Source organism: Apilactobacillus sp. (assembly GCF_025290035.1).
In the GTDB taxonomy this organism is placed as follows: domain Bacteria; phylum Bacillota; class Bacilli; order Lactobacillales; family Lactobacillaceae; genus Apilactobacillus.
In genome coordinates this window covers 1-20,090 of record NZ_JAMBKT010000008.1, presented here as the reverse complement: position 1 = coordinate 20,090, position 20,090 = coordinate 1, and the positions used below count along the sequence as shown (strand labels likewise).

Sequence of the window (20,090 nt, the reverse complement as noted above, 5' to 3'; positions counted from 1 at the left end):
AATGAGAAAATGACAAGAGGAGGTGTGGATGGTATAAATTAAAAATATTTATATCTGTCTATGAAACGAAACAAATTATGGCTAATGATGATAACCGTAATCGGATTGGTGCTGGCTAGCTCCTCGGTCAACGTCATGGCTGATGCAGCAAGTGCTAGTAGTGCTAACTCAACTAATACCGTTTATGATATTTCTGAATGGCAAGGCCAAATTACTGATGCGCAAGCCCAACAATTAAAGAATGAAGTTCCATTCGTGATTTTGCGTGTTCAATATGGAAGTGCTTATGCTGATAAGACTTTCCAAAGTAACCGTGATTTAATGAATAAATATGGGATTCCATATGGGGTATACTCATTTAGTCAATACGAAAACCCTCAAGACGCGGCATATGAAGCTAAAGTGCTTTATAGTCGCGCCCCTAATGCATTGTTTTACGTCAATGATTATGAAGATCAAACCGTTACTTCTGGTGGCACTAACGATTCAACCGTTGCTTGGTTGAACGCACTACGTCCATTAGTTGGTAACCGTAAGATTTTGCTATATTCTGATGCGAATTTCATGGTAAAACATTCTGCTTATGCGGTTTCTAATTATGATGGTTATTGGATTGCTGCCTATCAAGATAATGAACCTGCTAGAGAACATGTCTTATGGCAATTCACTAGTCGTTTTTATTCCAAGGCGCTTGGTAAATCATTAGATGCGAACTTGTTAACATCACAAAGTGTGAACTGGTTCATTGGTGATACTTATGATGCGAATAATCCAAGTCCAATTCCTACGATTACCGCTCCAACTACTAACCAATCTACCCAGGCATCTAACAATGCCAACCAGGGTCAACAACAAGCTCAACAAGGTGCTAATAATAGTACTAACAGTACTGCTGCTAATACTAATAACCCAGTGGTGCCTAAGAAACAAACGACTAAGAAAAAGAAGACCACTAAGAAGAAAAAAGTGGTCAAAAAAGTGGTTAACTATACCATTGTTAACAAGACTATGGTTATCAAACCGGGAACTGGTCTAGAAATTTACAACCATGTCCCTGGTGACACTAAGTACAATGGTAAAGTAGCAGTTAGTCATCATGCTAAGAACTACGCTAACAAAGAAATGACCATCAACTCATTGGCCAAAAACGTAGTGACTGGTAATACTTATTACCGTCTATACTACAAAGGCCGTGCAATGGGATGGATCTCGACTACCGGAGTTGAAGCAAAGCAAAGTATTCATTATTCAAAATACAATCTAACTAAGATCGTTAGATTACATCCAAAGGTGAACTTCTACAGTTCTGTCGGTGGAACTAAAATGACTGAATATGGTCAAAGTTATGCCAACACGCCAGTGGTAATTAAGGAACGTGCTAAACGTCCCGGCGACAAGCATTACTACTACAAGGCTTACTATAATGGTAAGTACTTAGGTTGGGCTTACGCTTCAATGTTTAAATAAAAATAACTGATTAATAGTGATTCAATTCGTTGAATCACTATTTTTTTGTAAAAAAAATTAAAATTTAAAATGCCGTCATATCAACGATTAACTCCGATTTTTAGCACTCGACTAAAATAAGTGCTAATTTTCTCTTGACTATTTGACCAATACTGACTATTATAAGAATTGTTGATAGGAAATAAATAACTATCAACATCAATTCATAAATATTTTTTTGAAAAGGGGCTTTGATTATGGCTAATGAATTAAGAAATAGAGATTTTGATGTATTTGATCCAATGAGTGATTTCTTTGGTGACTTCGGCAAGAACTTTTTCAATTCAGTTGCCGGCAATCAAATGAAGACTGACGTTATTGAAAACGAAGATAATTACGTAGTAAGCTCTGAATTACCTGGTTTCAAGAAGGATGATATTCATCTAGATTACGACAATGATACTTTGAGTATTCATGCTAGTCACAACTTAAATAAAGAAGACACTAATAAGGAAGGTAAGGTCTTAAGAAAGGAACGTACTTCCAGCAATGTTGCCCGTTCATTCTACCTACCTGACGTTGAAATTGATAAGATTAGTGCAGATTACGATGGTGGAGTATTAAAGATTCAATTACCTAAGTCCACTGAAAAGCAAGCTGCGCACAAGATTTCTATTAACTAAACCACAAAAAAGAGGGATAATATCCCTCTTTTTTTATTATTCTTATAAGTTGATAAAATTATAATGTAAAAATGGTCAAAAAATACTATAATTAAAATATAATTATTTTAAGACCGATTGGAGTGGCGTAAATGAGACTGGGTTGTTCTGGAACAATAATAATGGTGATATTGATAATTGGGCTGTTAGCAAATATAACTTTGACTATTACTTTAGCCATCATTATTGCATTAGCATCAATTATTTATGTTGTCTTTAAGAACATGTCAAATGAAAGAACGGCGCGCTTGAATAGTGCAAAAACAGTGGATGCTTCAATGTCTAAAGAAACATCATTCCAATTTAATAGTATGGTCTATCGTCCGATTACTTCTGCAACTGACGATATTCCCAATCGTGAAATGGTGTTAAGAACTGATCCTATCAGTTACGTTAAGAGTAAAGAATTATCGAACCGTGAAAAGGAAATGAATGATTCTGGATATTCTCTAGAAAATATTCGCGTCGCTCGTATTAACATGGTGCAATCTTACAATGCCCAATACAAGTTATACGACCGCTACTATGCAATGTTGCAAGTAGAAGCAGATATTACCACGGTGCCCAACCGTGAAATGACCGTGTTATTAAAACAAATGGTAATGAGTTTCTACCACAAGGAATTTGGTTTAGATATGGAACTACAACCACATGCATTTGATGAAAGTATGATTAAAAAGTTTGTCGCTATCTGTCCAGAAGTTAATATGTCAATTAACTTCTTTGATAACGTCAACATTACTAATGCCGAATTCTTAAACCAACGCATTGATAAGGGTTGTCTAAATGCTTTCAAAAATATCATGATTGGTTATAATTTATAGTAATTAAAAAAAGCAGCTTAGCTGCTTTTTTATTATCGATTAAGGCGGTGACTAGTATGACATATGATGATTTAGTAGTGGAATTACAAGACGTAATGTTAAAAGAAAAGGCCTTTAATTATGATTATGCACTCGATTTCTTACGTACCTATTTTGATACGCTCTTCAAAGAATACGATCCCTATGGCCAACTATATTATGTTGACAGTCCACTGCCTAACCAAGCACAGTACCGAATCAAAACCACTAATCAAGATGATACTACGACCGTGACGTTGTTGGGTCCGACCGTTACTATTTTTGTGCAACTAGGTGGCGAAGATTTAATCAAGATTACTTGTTATGGGACGAGTACCCAATCCAGCGAGCAAGTCGAATTAGAAAATACCACGATTGGTGCTAAGTTCGATATGTATTTAGATGACCAGTTCGTTCAAATGGTGGTCGCTGCATTTAAAAAGATTGATGATTATCACGTCGTTGACGATATTTTGTACTAAGGAGGAATACTGATGGTGAATAAAGACTACGTTCGTGAAATAGCGATGAATCATGAGATTGAATCCAAAGATTTTGAAGAGCGGATTAACGAATACATGAAGACGCTAGAGGAAGTCGATGGTAAACTAGTCGATTACCAACCTCAAAGAATTCGCGAGGACTTTATCAGCGCGATTACATCGATGTTTCTTAATTATCGCTATTACTCCCAAGATCCACTTGCTGCAATGGATGTAACGCCACACATCGTAAATGGTGAAGTGGTCGGCTATATCGTTGATTTAGCGACGGAATTAAGTTGTATCCAACTCGTGATGTCTGATAGTCAAACCAATGAGATTACGATGGTGGAATATAAAGTTGATCAAAATGGTAAGAAACGTCTATGGGACTATCAACGTAAGTCGGATTCTTACCATAAATATGATGTTGCTCAGTTAGATATGTTGGAGCAACTAAAATCATTGATGTTTAGTGTATCGTATTTTTATCTCGTACCAGTGATAACAGAAGAGAAAACGGCTGAACAAATTGCAGAAGAAAATACTCCGGAATATCAAGACGACTTAAAACATGGGTTTGAAGAAATGGAAGCATTTGCCAACGGGGATGAACCTGCTATTCAAGCTGAAGACATTCACGATGCGGCTGAACAAATCCGCCGAGAATTTGAACGGAAGCACAGAAAAAACGAAAAACAACAAGATCAAAAAGATGATGATGACTCTAATCATGACGACTAAAAGACTTCTAAAAAATGAAGTCTTTTTTATTTTCAAATAATCCTCAAAAGATGCTAAAATCCGCGGCAAATATTCATCTAATTTATGATTATAGTTATATAATAATAGTATCAATAGATGGGAGTGTTGTTTTAATGGATCGAATCATAGCTTATATCACGTTTGCATCAGAGTGGGTCAAAAAATTTACTGACCAAGACGCTAAAATTTCTGCTGACGAAATCAAAGAACGCTTGTCGAAGGAATTTATTCAGGCCTTTAAATTTATTTCACCATACGGGAATTTGTATTTCCGGTTACCCAATGAAGTTACTAAGGAATCCAAAGAACAATACTTATTAAAGACGCGTCATAATGAAGACGATGACACTTATGAGGTGATTTTATTAAAACCACAATTAGGCATTTTCATCACCTTTGGTGGGGACGACTTAATTACCGTTAAAACCACCGTTTCTGGCGATGGAGACAAGGTAATTAATGAAATCGTCGCATTAAAAAAACAAGATGGCTATACCCCAGAAGAGTTAGCCGAAGGGCTTGTCGATTCGATGGAAGAAGTCGATAAATACCATAATGTTAAAGAAATCTTACTTTAAGGGAGGCCACCTAAAATGGATGAAGAAAAACTAGTCACAATGTATGAAGGAATCAATGCATCAACTTCCGGATTAATTCAAGGCATCAAGAAATTTGTGAGAGACTACAAGGTTTCTGATCATGATATGTTTTACTGTTTTTGTGGTCGCCTGCATGATGAGTTAATTCCCGCATTAATTGGGGATTATGAAACATATTGTCGCTATACCAATGACACTAAATCATCATTTAAAGTGACACCAATTTTTATTACTTCCGTTGAAAAACACGACTTAATCACCGGATACAAGATTGATATCGAAATCAGCACGAGACGAATGCAGGTAACATTAACCGCTGGTTTGACCGCTGCGTTAACCGCTGTCTTATACGATGCTAGTGACCCAGACAACTACAAATTATTTAATTATCAATCAGCACTACAATACAATAAACGCACTCACGCCGGATTAGAAGAATTATCAAACGATTTATATCGTGTCATGCTATTAGTTAATGACTTCTTTGACCCAACTGTCCCTACGATTGTGTAAGCCAAAAAAGAACTTCAGAGGAAGTTCTTTTTATTTTTCAATAAATTATTTATCGATTAGTTAATTATGATGTATACTAGTCGTATATTAGGAAAAGAAGATGATAAGATGAAAATCGGCGTCAGAAAACCTAGTTGGAAGAAATCTTTAGCAGCTAGTACTAAGGGTCGTTTGACCCGCTCAATCAAGAAAGAATTCAATCCATTGTATGGACAAAAAGGGATGGGTTGGATTAATAATCCGCATAAAGCTGCCTATAATAAGTTTTACCATAAGACGACTTTTAAGTTGTTTAAATAAAATCCCGCTGGGGATGTACATAGGTTAGGTGATTATAGTGAAAACCAGAAAACAAATCGCAGTCGTTTACTTCCGTCGCACATTGTCATTGTTGTCATTTGTGGTCGTGATGATTATGTCTTGGGTCGGGATGACTAGACCACTATCAATCGTGCAAGAACTAGTGATATTATTAGTCTATATCGGCGCATTAGCGCTAATGTTTTTGGAAAATGGCTATGAAAAGAGAATTGGATTTACTGATGATTAGAAGGTGATCAATATGTTCGATGATGATAATAATAAAGTTGATTTCATTGTTAAGATGGTAATGGGAGACGAAATGTTTGGCAAATTACAGGTACTATCTGAATGTAAGAAGCAGTCGATTGAAGATTTGATGTACGAAATGATAGACAATGGAATCACAAAAGGCTATCAACAATGGATTATGGAGATGGCTGAAGAACAAGAGCTTAAAAATGAGGAAGCACGAGTTCGAAAGCGTCGTAATAGTTTTAAAGTGGTATCTGTAAAGAAAAAGGAATAACTCGAAGTGAGTTATTCCTTTTTTGTGTCGTAATTCGATCTATAATGATTACTGGTAGGTGGTTATATGAGAGATATTACGGAAATTGCATGTGAATCTTATAAAGAAGACTTAAGAACATATGATGATAAAAACTATCAGATTAAATATAAAAATTATGATTGGAAATTATCCATTCTTGCATATCGAATGATGATTGATGAATTTACAGATTATAAGAATTTAGAACAACCCGAAGAAGACTATCTGGCATTTGAGAAAGAAAGCAATGCAGAGGTAATTGATATGGTGGGATGGTTTGAGAGAAATTATCGGATTCAATTACTTTCTAGGGATGAATATAAAGATGTTTGTGGGAATAAAGGAGTCATAAATTTATTCGCGAAGTTTTACTATAGAATACAAAAAAGGAGATGAAATCATCTCCTTTTTATATTATTTGTTCTTTCATTCTGTTATATATTTCATTTTCTAGAATTACTCTTGGAATAACATCTAGAGCTTGTGAAGAACTAATGATATTTGCTTCTTTTAAAGCAACATCATAAATAGGTCTACTTGAAAAGTCTCCATTATTATCGACTGAATAAAACTTAAACAAAGCGCCTAAAGTGGCTTTGGCGACTTTATTATTGTTACAAAATTTTCTAATTAAAGGCATTCTACCTGGTAGTGGGTTTAACACTGCAAGTAACGAGAAATCGTTGTCATCTTTGCATATGTTAGCTGCCCACCATAATCTAGAAACGTAATTTATGACTAGTGATCTTGCTTCAGGATATCCTGCACGAGTTATGAATGCTGTTGGAGCTTCATTTGCTGACTTATCATCCGCGGGGATACTATTTTTGTTAAATCTACCGCTTTCTACATTTTCTTGTCCTACATAATTACATATATATTCATAGAAACAAGTTCCACATAGATAAGTCCACATTCTCATATCTGATGCTTGTGCTAATGTTAGGAAATCTAATGACTTAAATACGCGTTCAGCATTAATAATATCAGCATCTTTATTTTCTTTGTCCAAAATTAAATCTGGAAAATCAAAAGTCAATCCAGTATCAACAGAATTTTCTTCAAAGAAATCTATTCTTTTTTTATAATTATTCTTTTTATATAAATCAGAATATTTACTGAAATTTCTTTTCATATCGTCATAAATAGATTCTCTAAGTATCTTAATTTTCTCCATGTTATTCATCATCTCCCATATCTATTGAATCTAAGGAATCGAAGAATCTATTAGTAGGATTATTTAGTGTAGTACTAATCAATTCACTAATGATTGAAGGGTCATCAACGATTTCGTCCCATGTAAAATCACTTTTTTCTACTATTGCTTTTGCCCAGTTACAAGAATCATAGTCGAATTCATCTCCCATTGAAACAGCTTTATATAAAGCCGTTGTAAGAGCAGGAACGGTAATTGCGTGGAAAATTAATTGTGAATAAATAGGATTATTTTTGTAAATGATATAACGGTTATAATTTTCAGGGCTTAATAGAATAGAAATCACATCTACACTAATATCAACGTTTGAGTCTTCTATTGATTCTGTTTTTTCATATTTTATGAATGGTTTACTGATTTTATTATCTAATTCAATAGATATATTTGAAGATGGTGAAACTGCAACATAGTCACCAATATCATATGAAACTGGAAAATCTTTATAAACATCTGCAAGATGGATGGTGTCAAAATTTTCTATTTTTTTCATTGCAACAATAAATACATCTAATTCGGCATTATTTCTAACTTTTTCGGAATCAATTTTCATTCGCATAGTAGGTGAATTACTGACCATAGAGTCTCGAAATCTTGAATTTGAGCAAGATAGTCTAATGGCAAAAGACATATCTCCATTATCTATATAATTTTGAATAGTCTTGTTGGTTAAATGGCATTTAACTTCTAAATATTGAGTATCTGGGTTATAAGAACAGTCATAATCGAATGATCCGATTTTAAAATCGTTACTAAATGGAGAAAGAATGGGTTTAGGATAGTTAATGTTAATTTTCATTATTAAAAATCCTCCTTCATTATTTTGACTTCGAGACCTAAGTTTGATCCTTCTTTGAATTTTAAAGATATTTTTGATGATTGGTTTTGCTTAATAGCATCATCTATGAATAATCTTAAATCTGAACCAGATGCTTCATGGCGTAATTTTTTACCATTAAAGGTTGCGTCAAGCAACGTTGGGACTTCTTTTTTGGTTTCACCTGCGATTGTGACAATAATCATTGATTTTTTAAGTGATGAGGATGTTTTAAAAATATAGTTCATTTCATCATTGTTGGAAATAAGAAAATCTTCATTAGGGTATACTTCGTACCACTTAGGTTCACTCGGTTTTACTTTATTATTCTTATTTAGAGAATCGTTTGGTAATGGCGATTTTCCGGTATCTGAAATTCTACCTTTAACAGGTTTTTTCTTATTCTTTTTAGCTTTAGTTCTATGATTAGAAACACCGTTTGATGTTATTTTAACGTCCTTAATATGGTTTTTGATTTCAGAATCGTTATTTAAATTATCATTTTCCACGCCACTGTCTTCAGGAATAGATATAAAGTCATTTATAAGGTTATCAAAGACATAATCTTCATCGTTTTTCTTAATAGAATTTCTAACAAAATCGTATAAAAATGATTTTAATTCTTTCAGCAATGCTCGTGCGTTAACTTTAGCATCATCTTCATCTTGTACTCTGAAGAATTCATATTTCCAGTCTGTATGGGTTACGCCTTCCATTTTTCTTAATAAGCTACTTAGTTTACCAGTTGCTATAAAGATACCGCTCATTTTCGATGATGAAGAAAAACCGTTTAACTCAAAAATGGTCATACCGGTTTCTCTAGTCATTAATAATTTTGTAGGTGAAATATCATTAGTATTTTGACGGTCAAATAAATATAATGTTCCATCATCCGTGCTTAGGTTAAATTTTTTTGCATAATCTTCGGGAAGATGGGATTTAATTCCGTCGTTTAGAGCTAGGTAAAAATTCCTTATTGATAAATTAACGGCATCATCGCTTTGGAGTGTTTCGATAACATCGTATAGGTTATCATTATTAATTGTAGAGCGATTAATTTCATTGTTTTCTTTAGTTATAATATCGACTGATAATTTATTCATGAAAATAGATACTAAAAATTCTGACAGTACATATTTAATAGCATTCTTTTTTAAGTCCTCTACATCATTGAATGAAATGATAAATACATCTGTTCCGTTTTCTTTTCTTAAATATCCACTATCTAATTTGATAATGTTAAAATCTAAAGGTTCTTTATCCTCTTTTTTTGAGAATGTGTATATGTTTCCAGAAATATTTTCATCATCATCTATATATGATGATAATGTAGAACTTCCAAGAGTGAAGATTTTGTCACTTTCGCTAGTTTTGGTTGTGTAGAAAACAGTATTTAAATCTGAGGCTACTTTTGAGGCGTTTTTGCCCACACCAAAAGATCCACCGGAACCACCGTCAGACTTATTACCACTGGCGTTATTAGTAGATGTTAATAAATTCCAGGGATTACTGTGGATAGGCTTATAATCAGTAGCTCCTACAGCACCAGTAGTGTTATAGTCACTGAATCTTAGAACGGGTATTTCTTCTTTAGATAGTGATTCTCTTATTCTTCTAATAAGGGATTTAACATCATTATCATTTTGCCATCTCTTTGATTCAGAAATTTTATTAACATAATCAATAAATTTTTCTTTTCCGGGAAAATCTTTTGTTTTCATTGAATCTAATTGAATTTCTATTTTAACGCTCTTATTTTTATTATCTTGAGCATCTATAGAATTTTGAATATTTTCTCTAATTATGGCTTTTAGTGGGGTAGAGTTTTTGAAAATTTCTTGACTCGAATCGTTAACACCACTAACATTCATTTGATTAGACACGGGAACAAACCAATTGCCATTTTTAATTTCTGTTTTCATCACATACCTCCATTTAAATATATTAAAAATATATTAAAAATATTTTAATTTTATTATAGTTTCATAATTATAATAAATCAACAATAATAGTATAATTAAATAGATATATATTTATTACTATGGTAATATAAAACGTGGAAGGAGACTTTCACATTATGAATTCAGAAACTAAAAACGAAAAATTTCATAGACTTGCAGAAAAAAGAACTAACGACATAATTGATAAGTTAAGATTGATTAGTAACTTATCTAATTCACAGCAATACGAATATACAAAAAAAGAAGTAAATGATATGTTTAAAGCTATTAGAGAAGCGTTGGATAGATCGGAAAGTTCTTTTGATAATGAAGTTATAAAAAGTAATAATAAATTTAAATTTAAAAAATAAAAAAGATTAGCGATTAAATTCGCTAATCTTTTTTACAATAAATCTTCAACTGATTTTTTAATATAACTACTATTTAACCAGAATGATTGAGTAGTCATGTAATTATTTGAGTATTCTTTAGGTTTATTAATCCATCTAGCAGGTTTAGGAAGTTCGTTAGAATTTGCGTTATTTATATAACTACTATGAGCAGCGTGCGGTCTAACATGGATAATCATCTTATCCTTTAAAGATAAGAGACTGTTGTGTACACGATTATTTTTTTCATCGTAGGTTAGATTAACTCCATGATTTAATTCTTTGATAGTGGATAACCACGCTTCTTTAATGATTGAGTTTCTTTCATTTTCAGGAACGCGATAAAATTTAACCCCTTTTAGAAAATTATTACCTTGTTCATCAGATTTAAACACTATAAACAGAAACTTACTCTCAGCAAAATAAATATTTAGTGTTGCGGAGGGATTTCCATCATCATCTTCCCATTTTTCTTTTACCAATTCTTTAAACTTAAATGGTGGTAAAGATACACTCTCTTTATTTTTATCTTTATAGTCAAACTGAACAGTTTTTGGGACGATTGATGCTTTTTGGAATTCTTCAGCTTCGATGCCGTTTCTACTTTTGATGCCTAGAATTTTATTTACGATTGCAACGTTATATTTTCCAATAGTTTCAGTTTCTTTTATGGGTATATTTAATTTTTTAATTATCTCATTAACGGACATACCAATGTAAGGTTTGAACTTATCAATGATTATATCCTCAAAAGATTGTGTTTCTAGAGATTTAGCATCTTTGATTATTGCGTCTGATTTTTTGTCGCCAAAAATATAGTTTCTTAATAGGGTAGTCATGAAACTACTCTTGAATGAAAATGCTCGTTGTTTAGCCATAACATCAGAATTAGGTTGTGATCTTAGTGAATTTTTATTTTTCCCTTTAGTACATGCAGCTAAGTAGTTGGTTAATCCTTCGTTAATATCTTCTGCATGACCATTTTTTACATATGATTGAATAGTTTCCCAGTCACGTTTTATGATTTCTAAATCAGTTTTATCTTTTAGCATTTCATAAGTAACACATTTAGCAAAATACCATTCCGATTTTGGAATGTCATTATTGTATTCATAGTACGCTAGTTCAAGCACCTTATTTTTTCTTAACAAGTGGCTTTTATCAAAAATTTCTTTGTCTAACTCTGCGTAATTAATAATGTTGAGCACTAATCTTTCTTTAGCACTTATTTTGCCATTCTTTAACTTTTTAAATGGGGTAGCCTTTAATTCAGAGACTCCTAAGTCTGGTTCGCTAGCTGAGTCTTTTGGCTTGCCAAACCAGGCTTCAAAAACGTCACCCATTGCGTTTTTGTTGCCTTTTATATTTAGATTAAGTTGATTTATTAAGTCAGATTGTTTGATGTGCTCAATTTGAACAGCTCTATTATGTACGTCTTCCTTGGTCTTAAATTCCATAGTTACCTCACTAATAGACAATATGTGTTGATCCTTTTCAACATCTATTATATAATAGAAGATAGTAAATTTGAAAAAGGAGTGATTATCATGGCAGAAAAATTAAATGTTTTGGAATTATTCGCCGGTGTTGGTGGATTCCGCATTGGATTAGATAATGCAGATAAGGAACTATTCCAAACAAAATGGGCTAACCAATTTGAACCTGGTAGAAAAAGCCAAGATGCTTTTGATGTTTATAACTATCGCTTCCCAGATTCCGATAACATCGGAATTGATGTTGCAGAAATTTCCGATGAAAAATTCAAATCAATGGATGCTGATATAATTGTTGGTGGTTTTCCATGCCAAGATTATTCCGTTGCGAGATCAAAGAAAAATGAAATGGGTATTCAAGGTAAAAAGGGTGTCTTATTCTGGCAAATTATTCGTGCCGCAGAAAACATCCATCCTAAGTACATGATTTTTGAAAATGTCGATAGACTACTAAAGGCGCCTGCCAGTCAGCGTGGTCGTGACTTCTCAATTATGTTAACTGCACTTAATAGCTTAGGATATTCAGTAGAATGGCGTGTTATTAATGCTGCAGAATACGGTCGAGCACAACGTCGTCGACGCGTTTATTTCTTTGTGTTTAGGGATGACTTACCATATGCTAAGCATTTAGATGAAAAGTATGAACAAGATAGCATTTTAATGGCTGATGATGCTTATGATGAATACATCTTCAAAGAAGGTCTATTTGCTAAAGAATTTCCTATCAAGGAAGAATTATATAAGGGTAGAAGAGCTTATTATGAACTACCTGATGATATTGTTGAAGCTTCGGATAACTTTACAGGAAAGGTATTTAATACCGGAATTATGAGACATGGCAGATACTATACAGTAGATTCTGTCCCTAATTCAGGAAAGAATCCAATTCCATTGAGAGACATTATCTTGCCTGAAGAAGACGTTGATGAAAAATATTATGTTGATGATCAAGCTAAGATTGATAAGTTTGCCTACCTACGTGGTCCTAAAAGAATTGATAGAACCAGTGCGGATGGACATACTTACACTTATAGTGAAGGTGGAATGTCACCTTATGAAGACTTATCTCTTCCAGGAAGAACAATGCTTACTTCTGAAGGAAGTGTAAACAGATCTACTCATTGGTTAAAGATTAATGATAGATATAGAATTTTGACGCCAATCGAGGCAGAAAGATTGCAAGATTTCCCAGATAACTGGACAAAATATAAGTTAGTTGATGGAGAAGTTACTGAAGTTTCTGATCGAATGAGAATGTTCTTTATGGGAAATGCCTTGGTAACAAGTATTATTGAAGGTATCGGTAAGGGTATTAAGAATATAGTTGAAGAGTATAGATAATATTATGAGGAGATTTTTATACTATTTAATCACGATTATATCTTTTTCTATTGTTACATCCTTAATTAGCGTTGTATTAACCGGTGACGTAACATCTTTAGATAATTTCTTTTTCGGATTTTTATTTTGGATGATTTTATCATCAATAGGATGGACTATAGTAATTTTATTCTATTATTTTAAATATAAAAAATAATTCGAAGAAAAATTATGATATTTTATTTTGATTAATTGTGCAGTAATTGATTACTTATTACGTAATTATAAATAGAAATGAAAAAGGACATCCAAAATGGATGTCCTTTTTCTATGTATGCTCCGATAGCGGAGTCAAAAAATTAAACTTAATGTTTGATTTTAACTTAGTATGTTGAATCAATAAGGTTTAATAGTTGGGAGCTACCCAACGAAATTAATTATATAATAATAATTTTTATCTTGCAAGGGTTGTTGTAAAAAAAGTATAATATACTCAACGTATAAATAGGGGGAGAGTAGTTAATGAAAAATTATCATATTGGATTAGATATTGGGACATCATCTGTTGGATTCGCAGCCAGAGATGATGAAAATAATCTAATCAGAGTAAAAGGTAAAAATGTTATTGGTGCGAGATTGTTCGCAGAGGGACAAACCGCAGCAGAAAGAAGAAGTTTCAGAACAGCACGTAGAAGATATAACCGTCGAAAGTGGAGACTTAAGTTACTAGATGATATTTTTCGTGACGAAATCATACATAAAGACCCAGAGTTTTTTAATCGTTTAAAACAATCATCAATTTCACCAAAGGATGAAGGAAAACAATACTTTGGTTCATTACTATTTCCAGACAGAACTGATAGTGAATACTACCATGATGGAAACCAAACTATCTATCATCTAAGAAATCGATTGATTAACCAAACAGAACAAGCTGATATTAGAGAAGTATATTTGGCATTGAGACATATTGTTAAATATCGTGGAAACTTTTTAGATAGTACACCTGTATCTTCTTTTGAAGCATCCAATTTAAAATTGGAAGAATTATTTCCTGTCATTAATGATATGTATGAAAATCTTGATGTTAATTTTTATTTAAATGAAAGTAACATCTCTGATATTGAAAGTATTTTATTGGACAATCATTTAAGAAATGCTGATAAAAAAGATAAATTAAAAGACATATTATATGTATTAGACAATGATACTGAAGATAAATCACTTCAAAAGGACATTAATAAGTTTAGAAAAGATATTGCCAAAGAAATTATTAGTGTTATTCTTGGGTACAAATTTAACGCATATAAGGTTGCAAATTATGACCCAAATGATGGAACAGATTACAAGTTTAGCTTTGCTGATGAGTCTAGTGATGACAAGATGGACGAATTAGCTGGAGTTTTAGAAGACAATCAAATTGAAATTTTAAATACTTTAAAGGTCATTTATTCCAGAGTTAGATTGAATCAAATTATCCCTAATGGTATGGGATTATCAGAATCTATGATTGCTAAGTATAATCGTCATCATGATCAGTTAAAAGATTTAAAGAAAGTTATCGATGTTTTACCGTTAGATGAAAAGAAAACCGTCGAATATGCTTATACCGCATATGTTGGTAATGTTGATGGCCAAAAATATACTAAAGAAGCAATAAAGTCATTAAAGGATTTGCCAATTAAAAATGACTTGAGAAAGAGCATCGAAGATGTTTTGACTTATTCTACCGGACATATTTCCAACCAAGACTTATGCGATATTATTAAATCAGTTGTGGTAGATAAATATGTAGATGATGAATCATTTGAGTATTACGATATTGTTAAACAAATTAGTAATGATATTGAAAATAAAGATTATCTATTAAAACAAAGAAGCAGTCAAAACGGAAATATTCCTCATCAAGTTCATCAAATGGAATTAGATAAAATTATTGAAAATCAATCTAAATTCTATCCATTCTTAGGTAAGTTAAATCCAAATGACAAACGACGTCATATTGCTAAATATAAGATTAGTGAATTAGTATCATTTAGAGTCCCATATTATGTTGGACCTTTGATTACCCCTGAAGAACAAGAAAAATCATCAGGTAAGCGCTTTGCATGGATGAAGAGAAAGAACGATGGTGAAATTACGCCATGGAACTTTGAAGATATGGTTGATAAAGAAGCTACCGCATCTAGATTCATTAAGAGATTAACCGTTAAAGACACGTACTTATTGAATGAAGATGTTCTACCGGATAATAGTTTGTTATATCAACAATTTAAAGTGCTAAATGAATTAAATGTTATTAAGGTTAATAACAAACGATTAACATTGCCTGAAAAGCAAGGCGCATACAATGAATTATTTAAGAAGACTAAGTCAGTTACATTAAAGCGTCTAAAGAACTATTTAATAAGTAATCATAAGCACCTAGAAGGTATTGAAGTTACCGGACTATCCGATGGTGAAAAGTTCAATAATGCATTAGGCACTTATATTGACTTTAAGAAGATTTTCGGCGATAAAATTGATGATGCTAACTATTTTGATGACTTCGAAAAAATTGTTGAATGGTCAACTGTGTTTGAAGATCGTTCCATTTTAAAAGAAAAGTTAGAAAAAGATATTAGTTGGATTACTCCTGATGAAGTGAAGCAAGTTGTAGCCAAAAGATATGCAGGATGGGGTAGACTATCTGCTAAATTACTTACTGGATTATTAGATGATGACGGACAAAGAATTATTGATTCTCTTTGGAATGAATCAACAACATTTATGGAAGCCGTTTCCAAACCAGAAATTAAGTCTCAAATCCAAGAAAATAATAGTGATTTTATTAAGAATACAGATATTGAAAGTGTATTAGATGAAGCATACACTTCACCACAAAATAAAAAAGCTATTAGACAGGTATACAAGATCGTTAAGGACATTCAAAATGCGATGGGAGGAAAAGCGCCTTCAAGTATTGCTATTGAATTTACTAGAAGCCCTGAAGATAATGGAACTATTACCAGAAGCCGTAGCAATAGTATTTCTAGACAATATAAAGAATTAGGTAAAGAAGTATCTGATGATTTAAAGGAACAATTCAAAGACCATAAGGGAAGTATGGATCAAGACAAGTTCTATCTATACTTTATGCAAATGGGAAAAGATTTATATGACGGTACATCCATTAATATTGATGATTTAAATAGTTATCAAATTGACCATATTGTCCCACAATCTTTTTATAAAGATGATTCTTTTGACAATAGGGTATTAACACATTACACCAATAATCAAAAGAAGGGTAACCATACTCCTTTAAACGGATTAAACATCAATGGTAAGACAGAAGAATTGTGGAACCATTTAAATAAATTAGGTTTAATCAGCAAGAAGAAATTACAAAACTTGAGATTTACCGATGTAAATCAATTGAGTAAATATACTAAGCATGGATTCGTTAGAAGACAGTTAGTAGAAACTAGTCAAGTTATCAAGCTGTTAGCCAATATCTTATCTGATGAATTTTCTGATAATGGCACCAAAATCATCGAAGTTAAAGCTAAGATGAACTCTTTAATGCGTGAAACTTTTGACCTATATAAGGTTCGTGAATTAAATGACTATCACCACGCAGTTGACGCTTATTTGACTACATTTGTTGGTGGATATCTATATAATAGATACCCTAAATTAAGAAATATGTTTGTTTATGGAGATTTCAAGAAATTTTCAGATGCGGATGATTTAAAAGACATCAAAACATTCAACTTCTTACACGATATTACTAATCCATCAGATGATTTTGTTGACACTATTTATGATGAAAAATCTGGTGAAGTTATTCTTGATAGGAAGCATGCGATTGATACTATTAAGAAAATATACAATTATAAATACATGTTAATTGTCAGAGAAGTATCAACAAAGAGTGGTCAATTGTTTAATCAAACGATTTATTCCGCTAAAAAAGCTAATAGCGTTAGTTCCCCAATATCAATAAAAAATGATTTAGATCCTAATATTTATGGATACAAATCAGGTAACGTAGATCACCATATGGTTATTGTTAAAATCAATAACAAAGGTAAGGAAATTTATAAAGTTGTTGGGATTCCTCTACGAGAAGTTCAAAACCTTAAAAATGCCAAACATAACGGAAAATACGAAGAAAAATTACATGATGTAGTAAGTGCGAAATTAGGCGGGAATGTTTCTGATTTCAGAGTTATTGTGGATAATGTTATGTACGGTCAATTAATTGTTGATGGTAATGAAAAATATACTTTGGGAAGTTCAACATATAAATATAATGCTAAGCAATTAATTATTGATGATAGCTTGATAGAGATTTTGTCTGATAAAAGAAAGATATCTAACTTATCTGACGAAGAGATATCTAGTAAGTTAATTGATGCATATAATGGCATTCTAAATTCAGTAAATCTATACTTTGATCTTTATGATACAAATAAGTTTAGAGAGAAATTAAATAATGGAATTGATAAGTTTGTTAAATTGCCTAACTTTTCTAATAAAGACGATACTGGTAAATTGGAAGTTCTGTTAAAGGTTCTTGATGGACTGCATGCAGGCCCATCTATTATCAGAATAAAAGAATTAGGATTAAGTACACCTTTAGGACAATTACAATCTCCTAGTGGAATAACCATGTCAGAAAACAGTCAAATATTGTATCAATCTCCATCTGGTTTATTTGAAAGAAAACTAAGATTAAAAGATTTATAAAATACAAAAGACGATTTATATCGTCTTTTTTTGTAAGGAGGATTCTCTATGGGATGGCGTAGCGTAATCATTTCACAGCATTCTAAACTTTCTTATTCTAGCAATTGTATGATAGTGCAAAATTTTGAAGGCCTTCATCAGATTCCAATCAATGACATCTATTTACTATTAGTTGGAACAACGCAAGCGGTTATAACATGCGATTTAATTAATCATTTAAATAAAGTGAACGCGAAAATAATTTTTACTGATGAGTATGGGAACCCGACAAGCGAGATATTTAATAATTATCCTAATAATCGTGACATAGATATTATTGATAAACAGACTAGATGGGATGATGGTAGAAAAGAAATATTATGGACGAAAATAGTTACCCGAAAAATCATAAATCAGATCACAGTTTTAAAGTATAAGCATATTGATGGGCATGAAGAACTAAATAAAGAGTTGGAAGAAATTGAAATTGGAGATACAAGTAACAGGGAAGCAGTCGCTGCTAGAAAATATTTTAAGCTTTTATTCGACGATAAGTTTAGTCGCAAAAAGGACCTAGCTGTTAACGCTGCTTTAAATTATGGCTACTCAATTCTACTATCTAATTTTAATCGAGAAATTACTAGTAAAGGTAATTTAACTTATTTTGGTATTCATCATCATAGTTTAGAAAATTCCTTTAATTTGAGTTCAGATTTAATGGAACCATTCAGGCCAATTGTTGATTATTGGATTTCTTTTAAGAAGTTCGATTCTTTAACCCCAGATGTAAAGTTTGGCCTGGTTCAGTTATTAAATTTAGAAATTATGTATAACGATAAAAAGATGATATTAAAAAACGCGATTAATAAGTATGTTAGTGATTGTTTAGACTATTTGAACGATGGAATTATTAAAGATTATAAGGTGGAGATAATTAATGAGGTACCGAATAATGCGCTTAATGATAATGTTTGATTTACCTACCGATACAGCTGAAGATCGCCGCAACTATCGAAAGTTTCGAAAGAACTTAATTAACGAGGGCTTTTTGATGATTCAGTATTCTGTATACTGTAGAGTATGTGTAACTAAGCAATCTGCTGAATTTTTAGAACAAAAACTATCAGCAATAGCACCAAAAAAAGGATTAATCCAGAGTTTTATGATGACAGAAAAGCAATATAGCGATATGCATTTTATTGCTGGAAAAAAGGTAGATGATGTACGGAACACTTCAGATAGGACGATTATATTATGAATATTTCATACGAGAATCATGATTCAATCAACGATTTAAATAATGGAATGATGATAATTGGTACCGCTAATCATCAAGTGTATCTTGAACTATTAAATGGATTTAGAGGCAGAAATGAACTGATTAAAATATTTAATGACAATTTTGAAAGTCTATTAAAGAGTAAATATATTGATTTTTATGGTGATTTAATTAATTTTGAGGGATTATCTTCAAAAAGCATTACATCACTTATAAATAAGATTATTAGCGGACTAATGAATGATGAAATTAATGATTTACAACATCATAGTGTAGAAATTCAAAAGATGATTCAGTCAAAATTATTTATGTTGGACATTCCGCTAACAACAGATTTAGAAATTTCTATAAAAGATATATTAAAGAATGCAAAAATTCACTTGGATGATTCTGTTTGTGATAATCCATATGATATAATTAATTTATTAATAAGGTTAAAAATCGAGATTGATGATAAATCTATGATCGTTGTCTGTAATTTAGCTAATTACTTAGATGATGATCAATTAACTGAAATACATAATATGTGTAAAGAGGTTGGATTATCTATTCTTGATATTGAATATGAAAACGGGTCTATAAATAGGTCAGGTATATGTCGATATTACTTTATCGATAAAGACTTTGTTGATTGGCAATACTGAATATTAGAATTTGATGATAAAACATCGGTTTTAGAAGTATGTTGAATCAATGAGGTTTAGTAC

Annotated in this window: 21 protein-coding genes; 17 read left to right on the top strand and 4 right to left on the bottom strand. The window is 32.0% G+C overall.

Annotation, left to right across the window (positions count from 1 at the left end; all coding sequences use genetic code 11):
- Positions 1-84: 84 nt before the first annotated feature.
- The 11 genes from M3005_RS03495 (at position 85) to M3005_RS03445 (ending at position 6,615) form a co-directional block, all read left to right on the top strand.
- The gene (locus tag M3005_RS03495; RefSeq protein WP_293793719.1) at positions 85-1,467 is read left to right on the top strand and encodes a GH25 family lysozyme; all 1,383 of its coding nucleotides are present in this window, start codon (positions 85-87) and stop codon (positions 1,465-1,467) included.
- A 236-nt stretch (positions 1,468-1,703) separates the two neighbouring features.
- Positions 1,704-2,129: an Hsp20/alpha crystallin family protein gene (locus M3005_RS03490; protein WP_293793717.1), complete on the top strand. Its 426-nt coding sequence runs from the start codon at positions 1,704-1,706 to the stop codon at positions 2,127-2,129.
- 131 nt (positions 2,130-2,260) lie between these two features.
- Positions 2,261-2,992, top strand: a complete 732-nt coding sequence (locus M3005_RS03485) for a hypothetical protein (RefSeq protein WP_293793715.1) — start codon at positions 2,261-2,263, stop codon at positions 2,990-2,992.
- Between the two features lie 56 nt (positions 2,993-3,048).
- Positions 3,049-3,492 carry a hypothetical protein gene (locus M3005_RS03480; RefSeq protein ID WP_293793713.1) on the top strand — a complete coding sequence of 148 codons (444 nt, stop codon included), beginning with the start codon at positions 3,049-3,051 and terminating at the stop codon, positions 3,490-3,492.
- A 45-nt stretch (positions 3,493-3,537) separates the two neighbouring features.
- On the top strand, positions 3,538-4,236 hold the full coding sequence (locus tag M3005_RS03475) for a hypothetical protein (RefSeq protein ID WP_293793712.1): 699 nt from the start codon (positions 3,538-3,540) through the stop codon (positions 4,234-4,236).
- Between the two features lie 134 nt (positions 4,237-4,370).
- Positions 4,371-4,835, top strand: coding sequence for a hypothetical protein (locus M3005_RS03470; protein ID WP_293793710.1), 465 nt, complete (start codon positions 4,371-4,373; stop codon positions 4,833-4,835).
- Positions 4,836-4,850: 15 nt separating this feature from the next.
- Positions 4,851-5,369: a hypothetical protein gene (locus tag M3005_RS03465; protein ID WP_293793708.1), complete on the top strand. Its 519-nt coding sequence runs from the start codon at positions 4,851-4,853 to the stop codon at positions 5,367-5,369.
- A 108-nt stretch (positions 5,370-5,477) separates the two neighbouring features.
- Positions 5,478-5,669: a hypothetical protein gene (locus M3005_RS03460; protein WP_293793707.1), complete on the top strand. Its 192-nt coding sequence runs from the start codon at positions 5,478-5,480 to the stop codon at positions 5,667-5,669.
- A 37-nt stretch (positions 5,670-5,706) separates the two neighbouring features.
- Positions 5,707-5,919 carry a hypothetical protein gene (locus M3005_RS03455; RefSeq protein WP_293793706.1) on the top strand — a complete coding sequence of 71 codons (213 nt, stop codon included), beginning with the start codon at positions 5,707-5,709 and terminating at the stop codon, positions 5,917-5,919.
- 12 nt (positions 5,920-5,931) lie between these two features.
- Positions 5,932-6,198: a hypothetical protein gene (locus M3005_RS03450; protein WP_293793705.1), complete on the top strand. Its 267-nt coding sequence runs from the start codon at positions 5,932-5,934 to the stop codon at positions 6,196-6,198.
- A gap of 66 nt (positions 6,199-6,264) precedes the next feature.
- Complete coding sequence (locus M3005_RS03445; RefSeq protein ID WP_293793703.1) at positions 6,265-6,615, top strand: hypothetical protein; 351 nt, start codon at positions 6,265-6,267, stop codon at positions 6,613-6,615.
- Between the two features lie 13 nt (positions 6,616-6,628).
- Here M3005_RS03445 and M3005_RS03440 read toward each other — a convergent pair whose 3' ends face one another.
- The 3 genes from M3005_RS03440 to M3005_RS03430 are packed head-to-tail and all read right to left on the bottom strand — an operon-like array spanning position 6,629 to position 10,171.
- A complete protein-coding gene (locus M3005_RS03440; protein ID WP_293793702.1) occupies positions 6,629-7,396 on the bottom strand; it encodes a DUF6339 family protein in 768 nt (255 codons plus the stop codon).
- A 1-nt stretch (position 7,397) separates the two neighbouring features.
- Complete coding sequence (locus M3005_RS03435; RefSeq protein ID WP_293793701.1) at positions 7,398-8,231, bottom strand: hypothetical protein; 834 nt, start codon at positions 8,229-8,231, stop codon at positions 7,398-7,400.
- Positions 8,232-8,233: 2 nt separating this feature from the next.
- Positions 8,234-10,171, bottom strand: coding sequence for a hypothetical protein (locus M3005_RS03430; RefSeq protein WP_293793699.1), 1,938 nt, complete (start codon positions 10,169-10,171; stop codon positions 8,234-8,236).
- A 155-nt stretch (positions 10,172-10,326) separates the two neighbouring features.
- Here M3005_RS03430 and M3005_RS03425 point away from each other — a divergent pair, with 155 nt between their 5' ends.
- Complete coding sequence (locus M3005_RS03425; protein ID WP_293793698.1) at positions 10,327-10,560, top strand: hypothetical protein; 234 nt, start codon at positions 10,327-10,329, stop codon at positions 10,558-10,560.
- A gap of 32 nt (positions 10,561-10,592) precedes the next feature.
- Here the strand turns inward: M3005_RS03425 and M3005_RS03420 are convergent, their stop codons facing one another.
- Positions 10,593-12,035: a Sau3AI family type II restriction endonuclease gene (locus tag M3005_RS03420; RefSeq protein ID WP_293793697.1), complete on the bottom strand. Its 1,443-nt coding sequence runs from the start codon at positions 12,033-12,035 to the stop codon at positions 10,593-10,595.
- Between the two features lie 90 nt (positions 12,036-12,125).
- On the opposite strand from M3005_RS03420, the gene dcm reads away from it, so the two are divergent.
- The 5 genes from dcm (at position 12,126) to csn2 (ending at position 20,027) form a co-directional block, all read left to right on the top strand.
- On the top strand, positions 12,126-13,412 hold the full coding sequence (gene dcm, locus M3005_RS03415) for a DNA (cytosine-5-)-methyltransferase (RefSeq protein ID WP_293793695.1): 1,287 nt from the start codon (positions 12,126-12,128) through the stop codon (positions 13,410-13,412).
- Positions 13,413-13,913: 501 nt separating this feature from the next.
- Positions 13,914-18,125, top strand: a complete 4,212-nt coding sequence (gene cas9, locus M3005_RS03410) for a type II CRISPR RNA-guided endonuclease Cas9 (RefSeq protein WP_293793693.1) — start codon at positions 13,914-13,916, stop codon at positions 18,123-18,125.
- A gap of 48 nt (positions 18,126-18,173) precedes the next feature.
- Positions 18,174-19,079: a type II CRISPR-associated endonuclease Cas1 gene (gene cas1 / locus M3005_RS03405; RefSeq protein WP_293793689.1), complete on the top strand. Its 906-nt coding sequence runs from the start codon at positions 18,174-18,176 to the stop codon at positions 19,077-19,079.
- Positions 19,057-19,362, top strand: a complete 306-nt coding sequence (gene cas2 / locus M3005_RS03400) for a CRISPR-associated endonuclease Cas2 (protein ID WP_293793687.1) — start codon at positions 19,057-19,059, stop codon at positions 19,360-19,362. The genes cas1 and cas2 overlap by 23 nt, the downstream gene beginning before the upstream one ends.
- The gene (csn2, locus tag M3005_RS03395; protein WP_293793685.1) at positions 19,359-20,027 is read left to right on the top strand and encodes a type II-A CRISPR-associated protein Csn2; all 669 of its coding nucleotides are present in this window, start codon (positions 19,359-19,361) and stop codon (positions 20,025-20,027) included. The genes cas2 and csn2 overlap by 4 nt, the downstream gene beginning before the upstream one ends.
- Positions 20,028-20,090: the final 63 nt, after the last annotated feature.